At 39.3% G+C, this 8,633-nt stretch carries 7 protein-coding genes; all 7 read right to left on the reverse strand.

Annotated features, from left to right (window positions below):
• Positions 1–35 precede the first annotated feature (35 nt).
• Entirely contained in the window at positions 36–977 is a 942-nt protein-coding gene (locus A3O17_RS05880) for an NAD-dependent epimerase/dehydratase family protein (RefSeq protein WP_064212720.1), read from the reverse strand.
• A gap of 21 nt (positions 978–998) precedes the next feature.
• On the reverse strand, positions 999–1,793 hold the full coding sequence (locus A3O17_RS05885) for a tyrosine-protein phosphatase (protein ID WP_064212719.1): 795 nt from the start codon (positions 1,791–1,793) through the stop codon (positions 999–1,001).
• Complete coding sequence (locus tag A3O17_RS05890; protein WP_064212718.1) at positions 1,793–2,602, reverse strand: CpsD/CapB family tyrosine-protein kinase; 810 nt, start codon at positions 2,600–2,602, stop codon at positions 1,793–1,795. The genes A3O17_RS05885 and A3O17_RS05890 overlap by 1 nt, the downstream gene beginning before the upstream one ends.
• A gap of 3 nt (positions 2,603–2,605) precedes the next feature.
• On the reverse strand, positions 2,606–3,376 hold the full coding sequence (locus tag A3O17_RS05895; protein ID WP_064212717.1) for a YveK family protein: 771 nt from the start codon (positions 3,374–3,376) through the stop codon (positions 2,606–2,608).
• A gap of 20 nt (positions 3,377–3,396) precedes the next feature.
• The gene (locus A3O17_RS05900) at positions 3,397–4,512 is read right to left on the reverse strand and encodes a serine hydrolase domain-containing protein (protein ID WP_064212716.1); all 1,116 of its coding nucleotides are present in this window, start codon (positions 4,510–4,512) and stop codon (positions 3,397–3,399) included.
• Between the two features lie 272 nt (positions 4,513–4,784).
• A complete protein-coding gene (locus tag A3O17_RS05905; RefSeq protein WP_064212715.1) occupies positions 4,785–5,426 on the reverse strand; it encodes a zinc-ribbon domain-containing protein in 642 nt (213 codons plus the stop codon).
• Between the two features lie 75 nt (positions 5,427–5,501).
• Positions 5,502–7,943 carry a glycoside hydrolase family 68 protein gene (locus A3O17_RS05910; protein ID WP_064212714.1) on the reverse strand — a complete coding sequence of 814 codons (2,442 nt, stop codon included), beginning with the start codon at positions 7,941–7,943 and terminating at the stop codon, positions 5,502–5,504.
• Positions 7,944–8,633: the final 690 nt, after the last annotated feature.

The raw sequence follows: 8,633 nt of genomic DNA on the forward strand, positions 1-8,633 counted from the left end.
GGTACACTATTAGTTCTCACGATCCTACAACCCTCTTATTTATTGATATATTCCCAATACTTTTCCAAACCAGTTTCAATGTTGTAAGCTGGTTTGTAACCTAGACCTGCTAACTTACTGATATCAGCATATGAGTACTTGATGTCGCCTTGCCGTGCAGCTTCTTGGTTAATATCAAGTTTCTTGCCCGTAATTTTTTCATATGCTGCGATCATATCATTAACACTTGTTTTCTTTCCGGCAGCAATGTTATATGTGCCGTGAGCTTCAGCTGCTTTATCGCTCCGAGTCAACAGCAGCAATGCATCGATAACATCATCAATGTAGACGAAGTCCCGGACTTGTTCACCATCACCGTAAAGGTTGAATGTCTTTCCTTCCCGAATGCAATCCGTAATAATTGAGATTACTCCTGAATATGGTGAAGATGGGTTTTGCTTTGGCCCGAAGATATTGAAGAACCGTACTGCAACGGTTGGAAGATCATACAAGTTGCCATAGTCGATCATGTAACGTTCTGAAGCAAACTTATCGATTGCATATGGCGTCAATGGTTTGATCCGTGATAATTCTGTCTTTGGAAGTTGTGGATCATCACCGTAAACCGCTGCTGAAGATGCAAATAAGATCTTCTTTACCGGTAATTTACGCTTCCGAATAACTTCTAACAAGAAAACATTTGCTTCTTGGTTTACCTGGTGGGTTTCGTATGGCCGTGCAACTGAATCGGCAACACTGGCAACCCCGGCAAACAAGTAAATGTAGTCAAATTTGTTCTTTACTAATAAGTGTTCCATGAATTCCTTATTTGTAATTGATTCTTCGTAGAATGTTACTAAATCTGAATCCGGAATGTTTTCAACTAACCCCATTGATAAATCATCAACGATTGTAACTTTGTCCCCTTGTGCTACTAACCGATCTGCAAGGTTTGACCCTACAAAACCTGCACCACCTGTGATCAATACATTACTCATGAATATAGTCGTCCTTTCACTTTACTTCTTACTTTTAAAAAGTTTGTCCCAAAAACTCTTTTTCTTTGTACGAATCTCTTGAATGCCCGGCATCGGAACATCTTCACCGTTTAAAATTGCCTTGGCATTTTCAGTATATGTAACTGCTTTGTCGCGGTCATTATCAACTAATTTTTGATAAGCCGCATTCATTCGGCTGCGTCTTCCCTTATATGCATGAACGTCTGAAGAGAACGTTGAGCCAAGATTTGCATCAATAATTTCTTGTGTTAACTGGGTAACCTGTTCCCCGAACGTATCTAGATAACTGTTAGCTGTCAATTGTGTCAGACAACCAGCCTTTACCATGTCGTATAACAATTGGTGATCACGTTGGATTCCTTGATTCCGTTCAGGGTGAACAATTACCGGCGTAATTCCGCGAGCCTGCAGTTCCGGAAAAATATTCCGCATGAAATATTCCGGGACATGCGTATGCGGAAGTTCCAACATGATATAGCGATTATCCGCGTCAGCATACAGAATATCATCATGATCGATTGCTTCGACCAAATGTTCCGTTAAGTGAACCTCTTGTCCCGGAAAAACCTTTAATGGAATTTGTTCCCGGTCAAGAACCTGTTGAAAAGCGTTTGTCTTTTCAATTACATCCCTTTTATGGTTAACATAGTTACTATCCATATGGTGCGGGGTTAACAACATGTGGGTTACCCCATCTGCAACTGATTCCCGTGCTAACTCTAAGGATGTTTCTAGGTCTGGTGAACCATCATCAACCCCAGGCAAAATATGTGAGTGCAAATCAACTAATGTCATTATTTTTTACCTCTTTTTTTCGATCCTTTTCGTGAAGAAGAATCGTCGGTCCCATAATAACTGCCACCGTAATAGTTACCATAATATCCGCCATAGTATCCGCCCGCTTCTTGAGCAGTAAACCGGTTCATGATAACTCCCAAAATGTTGGCGTTAACCCGTTGAAGAAGTTTAACGGCCCGCATAACGGCATCCTTGGTTGCAATTCCTTGAGGAGTAACCAAGGCAACTCCGTCTGCCCGGGTTCCAACAATTTGACCATCAGTAACGGTATCAACCGGCGGGGCATCTAAAATAATGAAATCATATTTTTCTCTTAAGAAATCCAATAATTGACTTAATCTATTTGACCCTAACAATTCCGCAGGATTTGGCGGTGTCGGCCCACTTGTTAAAACATCTAGATTTTCAATTTCTGTTTTATCAATCATTTCAGAAACATTAACCGTACTTGATGAAGACGTAATGATGTTTGAAAGGCCATAACGGTTTGATACTCCAAAAGTTTGATGAACTGTTGGCCGCCGTAAATCGGCATCGACTAACAACACCCGTTTCTTTTCTTCCGCCCAGGTAACCGCTAAGTTCGCACTGACCGTTGACTTTCCTTCAGACGGAAGGGCCGACATTACCGCCAAAATCTTGAAGTCTGGATCTAAGAATGAAAATTTCAAGTTTGTCCGAATTGTCCGATACTGTTCTGAAATTCCAGACTTTGGATCGTCACGGGTAATTAATGCGACCCCATACTTCATACTGTCTTCGTCAAGTTTTGTTTTATTCTTTTTAAACTGATCAAAAAGTCCCATTAACTAAACCCTCCGTTTTCTCGTTCCACGTGAAGCAATTCGCTTTGATGAAATCATCCGTTTAACTTTATTTGCTGGAATTTCATTAATAATTCCTAAATCATTTAATCCTAATTCTTCAGTAATAAATGATTCATCAGTGATTGTTCGATCCATGCTATCAAAGATAAATGCCAAGAATAATCCAAGCACACATCCAACAATCAATCCAATTAAAGTATTTAATACAACTTTTGGTGATACTGGCTTTGGATTCTCTTCTGCTTTAGATAAAATAGATACATTATTTACACTCATGATCTTTTTTACCTTAACCTTAAATACATTTGCAGTCGTATTAGCAATTGCAGCTGCTAATTGTGGATTCTTAGCTTTGACAGCAACTGTAAACACTTGTGAATTTTGCTGATTGCTGATACTAATACAACTCTTAATATTAGCAGGCGTCATGTTAAATCCTTGATCCTTTAATTGGGTGCTAACAGCATTTAAAATAGTTGGGCTAGTAATAATATCCTTATATGTACTAATCATTTGAACATCAGCTTGTAACTGTGCTTGAGCGTTAACTTGGTTGTCTACTTTTCGATTAACCAGGATATCTGTACTTGAACTATATTTTGGTGAAATTACAAAAACAGACATAAAAAGCATTAAAAACGCACATACTAAAGTGCTAATAATAATTGTTTTCTTTCTTTTTCTTAAAACTGCTAAGATTTTATTTATGTCTAAAAAATTCGATGAATTTTGTTGGCTATTCGCCTCGTTCATGTGAGTATGCCTCCTAAAAGTTATTTCAATTTACCATATGCTTCTTTAACAAGCGAAGTTAAATTATCCTTTCCGTTTGAATCGTTACTCATCAATACGATTCCCTTCTTGCCATCTTTGCTGATTGCAATTGAGGTCCGGTATCCGACAATTCCGCCTGAAACATAGTACATGTCGCCGCTCTTGATCAATCGACCGGTTGGCTGACTGCTGATAAAGTTTGGATTATTGCCATATTCCTTAACTAAGACTTGCGTTAACTTCAATAAGTTCCATGGCGATGCAACCAATTGATTTTGACCCATTTGGCTATTCATCGCCTTTGCCAATGTCGGGTCTGATACTGGCTGGCCGTTGTTATACGGTGTTGCCATCTTACTGCTATCAACTTGTGAAGCAAATTTAACCTCACTCAATTCATTTGGTTGCAAGAACGTCTTGGTAATATAGTCTTGATATGATTGATTTGTTACTTGTGAAACAATGCCTTCAAGTAATACATAGTTGATTTCCTGATAATTATACTGTCCCGTTGAACCTGCTTCAGCGTGATCAATATTCCAATTCAACACATTTGTTAATTGATTACTTGGAACTGAATCATTTGATAAGCCCGATGTCATGTCCAAAAGGGTTTGAACCGTAACCTTATTTGAAGTTGACAATGAACTGAAATACTTGCTGATCGGCGTTGATAACTTCAACTTGCCTTGATCAACCAAATGCAAAATTGCTGCTGCCGTCAGCATGTTTTCCGTATCAGTTGCCAAGTAGAACTTACCGTTCATTTGGTTAGCATTCTTCCCTGTAAAATCAGTTTGAGAAATCTTCCCATTTTCTGAAATTACATAGGCACCGGTATAATTTTTACTTGATAAGATTTTCTGGATATCATTTAGACTTGCAGATTGAGTCTTGCCTGTCGTTGCTTTCGCCGGCTTTTTATCCGTATCGGTAACTACCTTTACGGAATCTTCCTTCGCCGTTGAAGAACTTGCAGCTGTCGATTCGGTATGCGTAACCTCTTGATAGATTACGTGTGCCATACTGTCCGTGTTATAACGGGCTAATGCATAGCCGCCAGCTCCAAGAACGACAATTGACCCAATGACCCAACCGATTGTCTTCTTTGACATAAAAATTTTCACTTCCTTTTTGGAAATTACTTATCCCTCTAACGCCCTTTAAAGCTTGGGAAGTCTATTTCCAAGCATAACTGTTGATAGTATATCATAAATTCAATTAATTTTGATTAAAACGTTAAAGGTTAAACTTTTTGTAAACAAATTACAATATTTATTTTGGAACTAATAATTCGCATTTAACGGCCATTAAAGCGTTTTTAAGCCTTAATAAAATAAAAAATTCGACAATAATAATTTTTTAATTATCGTTGCCGAATTTTCATTTAATCCGCCGCCAGCCAGAACGTTGCCATTCCACGAATAACGGCCGTTCCACCATCACAACTGACCGTTGCCTTAAATTGACCGTGAAATTTACCGTTGCTCTTGGTCATATTCGTAATTTCAAGCTTAATTGGTGAACTTTCACTATTATCATTGATCGTAATGGAGTTTTTCCCGACCGTATAACTGCCGCAGCTGTGTTTTTTAACATATGCATCAGCATTAAAGCTGTCACCGTATTTGCCTTCGTATTCGGCAATTGAACCGTCACTTCCAAATGCATATGCGCAGTCGTCAAAGTCTTTACTAAAATCGTTAAGCTGCTTTTGCGAAAATGACTGACTTCCAAAAATCGTCTTCACTTCGCCGCTTTCGACTTTCAGCGTTAATCCGCAAAGACTATCTGGAACAAAATGATCCAGTTGGGAATAATAAGCCCGCATTCCCATAAAACCCGCAATTCCGAGAACACAAATTACTCCAATAACCGTTAAGATAATCTTACCTGGTCCCCACTTTTTCTTGGCTTTTGCCTGAGCTTGCAGTTGGGTTTGCGGAGCAGAATTGACCCTTTGCCCGCATTCAGTACAAAATTCAGCATCCTCAGGCAGTTTGCTTCCGCAATTTGAACAATACTTCATTATCAAACAATCCTTTCCTAATCAAAAAGGACTCAACCATCTGGCCAAGTCCTTCAAATATTAAATCATCGAATTTTATCCGCGACGCTTCTTGTCAGCAAATCCGAATGCTGCCAAGATGCTTGCCATTGCCATTGAAATCATTCCCCAAACTGTCTTGTTTGAAGTTGTTTCACCAGTTTGTGGCAATCCGTTTGCAGATGTGTTCTTTGCGCTCTTGGTTGCATTTGCCTTGTTAGCCATGCGAACACTTTGAACAGTGTCAGCTTGAACTTCATTAGCATTTGCCCGTGAAACCACTAAGTTCCTCTTTTGAGCGTCGTAGTAAATCTTTTCAGCGTTCTTTTGACCGTTTGCACCATTCTTCTTGTTGCTTACAACCTTAACAGCTGAGCCATTGTAAATTGGTGCAAATTCGGTATCGCCATCTAATACCCAAACACCTTGTTCTTTTGTTACTGAGCCTGGAACAACCCGAGTTGTACCGTCTGGCATGATTTCAACGATGAAGCTTGGACCCCATGTTGCATCATTACCCTTACCAGCAACCCAGTTCCGGTTTGTCATGTAGTCAGTGATCAAAACATAGTTTGTTGGTTGACCATCTTTACCAAGGATCGGAACAGCATAGTAAGCATAGGTTGCAGTTCTTGAGTTAGCATTGGCAGTTGCTGTTAAGACAACTCCTGTGCCGTTCAATGGCTTGTAACCGTATGTTAAGTGGTCTGAAACAAAGCCAAGCATGATAACATTGTCACCAACAGCCTTGTCAGCAGCTTGCCATGATGGGTCATTTGTTCCACGGTTCAAACGTGCATCATCAAACAAGTAGTACTTGCCGTTGATCTTGATAATGTCTGGCCGTTCAATTTCATCAGTTGCCAATGGTGCTTGAACTAACGGAGCATAAATTTGAGCAACTGTTGGGTCCTTTTCCGTTCCGCCTAATTTAAGAATTCCGATTGCAGCGTTAGCGTATGAACCACGAGCTGTCATATCGCTGTTGTTAATGATTTGGAACATGTCATTAACGTCGTCAGCAATTGTTGCACCACCGTAGTTTCCAAGGTTATAGATTTGATCCATGCCTTGGTAGTTATCTGAACCGGTACTACCTTCAAATACTAAGTAACGTTGACCGTTATCAACGAAGATGTGCGGGTCACGTAAGCAGAAGTTATCAACGTTCATGTTGCCTTGTTCGAATTGGGCAAATGTTTGGTAAAGCTTTCCATCGCCTGCAAAGAGGATCTTTTCATTTTGCCGGTTAACGATTGAAATTTGGCCATTATTTACACCCAATGTCAAGGTTACCGTTGCGATTCGTTGGTCATTGTGACCAGTTGATGTATCAACATCTGTATAGTACAACTGGATCGTTCCGTCTGAGTTGACGCAAGCAGAACCTGACCAGCGTTGGTGAACTGAGTTTTGACCAAAGCCGAAGACAGGACCTGCGCACTTCCAATCATTGAAGTTTTCGTCACCATACTTGGTGTAGAAAAGATACAAGTGGTTATCTCTGTTATTTGATGGACTTCCGGCCATTCCGAAGACTAATTGGTAACCGTTCCAATCTGTAACTGCACCCGTATTAGCGTTCATTACTGGCCATGAATCCCAAATATCAAGCGGTTCAACCTTACCAGTTTCAGCATCAGCAGTTGTTGCTGCTGGAAAGTTCTTGATCGTGCTTGGATCAAATTGCGGAATTGCATATTGTGGATTCCGGTTGATCATGTCCTTTGCAATATCAGCATAATCTGTATATGTAACGGTTCCTGATTCTGGAGTACTATCCATCTTAACGCTGTTTAATGCGTCAATTTCTTGGTGAGTTAATTTAGCCAAGTCGATATTTGCTGCTTGGGCGATTTCCTTCGCATTGGCATTTAACTTGTCATATGCAGCCCGAGCATCAGGATTTACAAGTTGTTGTTCAAACTTTTCCTTATTTTGAGCAGCTTCCTTCTTAACCATTGCAGGAATGTTATGTTCATTTGCTTGGGTTCCGTGTGCTTGGAAGCCGGCTGTTTCAGGGTTAACTGCAGCTTCATTACTTGATTGTGATGCTGTTGAGCTTGCCTTGGCAGAACTTGCTGAACTTTCATTCTTTGAACTCTTGCTTGATGAGTGATTGCTTGTTGCACCATTTGATGACGAAGCAGCGCCGCGAGTACTCATTGAACCTGTTGAAGCTTCAGAAGTTGCATTGCTCATTGTTGATTGACTGTTTGCAACTTGTGAATTACTTTCAGCAGAAGTTGAGTTTGCAGTTGCTGAAGACTTTGCGGCTGCTGAACTTGCTTTTGAAGCAGTAGCCGTTGCAACTGAATCGCTTTTAGCTTCTGATTCTGATGAAGCCTTTGTTTGATTTTGGCTTGTTGCTTTCTTTGCAGATGTTTCAATTTGTGAATTATTAGTTGAAACGTTATTTGCTGAAGCATTGCCAGTTGCCATTCCAGCAGTAACTGCTGCGGCACCTAAGGCAATTGCAGTAATTGTTTTCTTTTTCATAACAATCCCTACTCCTATTCAATTCATTAAACTAAATCTATTTGTCTCAAAATAGTTATACCGCAACATTTACAAATGTCAATATTCTGAAAATGTGGATTTTAAATTTCATACTTAATAATTTTTAGGTAACAAAAAAATTGTCATCGATATTAGGGGGCTGATTCGTTGAATTTATAATGTTTTGTCCAATTACATAAAACGTTTAATCGAGAAATATTACAATTACTTTAAATTTTAATCATCATTCGTATATGTCAAATTTTGACATATAATCCAGTGATAAATTATGTAGTTATTGTTTTTTTGTTCGTTTTATAATCAAAAAGAAGATGTGACAAAGCGTAAAAAACGAGCGTGGTGGAAACAGAAAAGCGAACAGATCGCGGAGCATAGATTCGGAGATTTTCGAATTAGCTTCGCGTCGTAACTCGTTTGTTTTGATGCGAATATAACAAAAGGCTGTGACATAAGTATTAAATAAACAGTCTCAATTATAAAGATAGCGAAATTCAATTTAAGAAAATTGGATTTCGCTATTTTTTCCTTTAGATTAAATTGATATTCACAAAATTGGCCAATCTTATTGGTCAATTTTTTCATATTCCATGCCATAATAACCAATGCCATTTGCCGATTTACCTTCGGTAATCCTCTTACGGTAAATCGGGTGAAACGCAAACTAGCCTT

The organism is Ligilactobacillus aviarius (genome assembly GCF_001654615.1).
Taxonomy (GTDB): Bacteria; Bacillota; Bacilli; order Lactobacillales; family Lactobacillaceae; genus Ligilactobacillus; species Ligilactobacillus aviarius_B.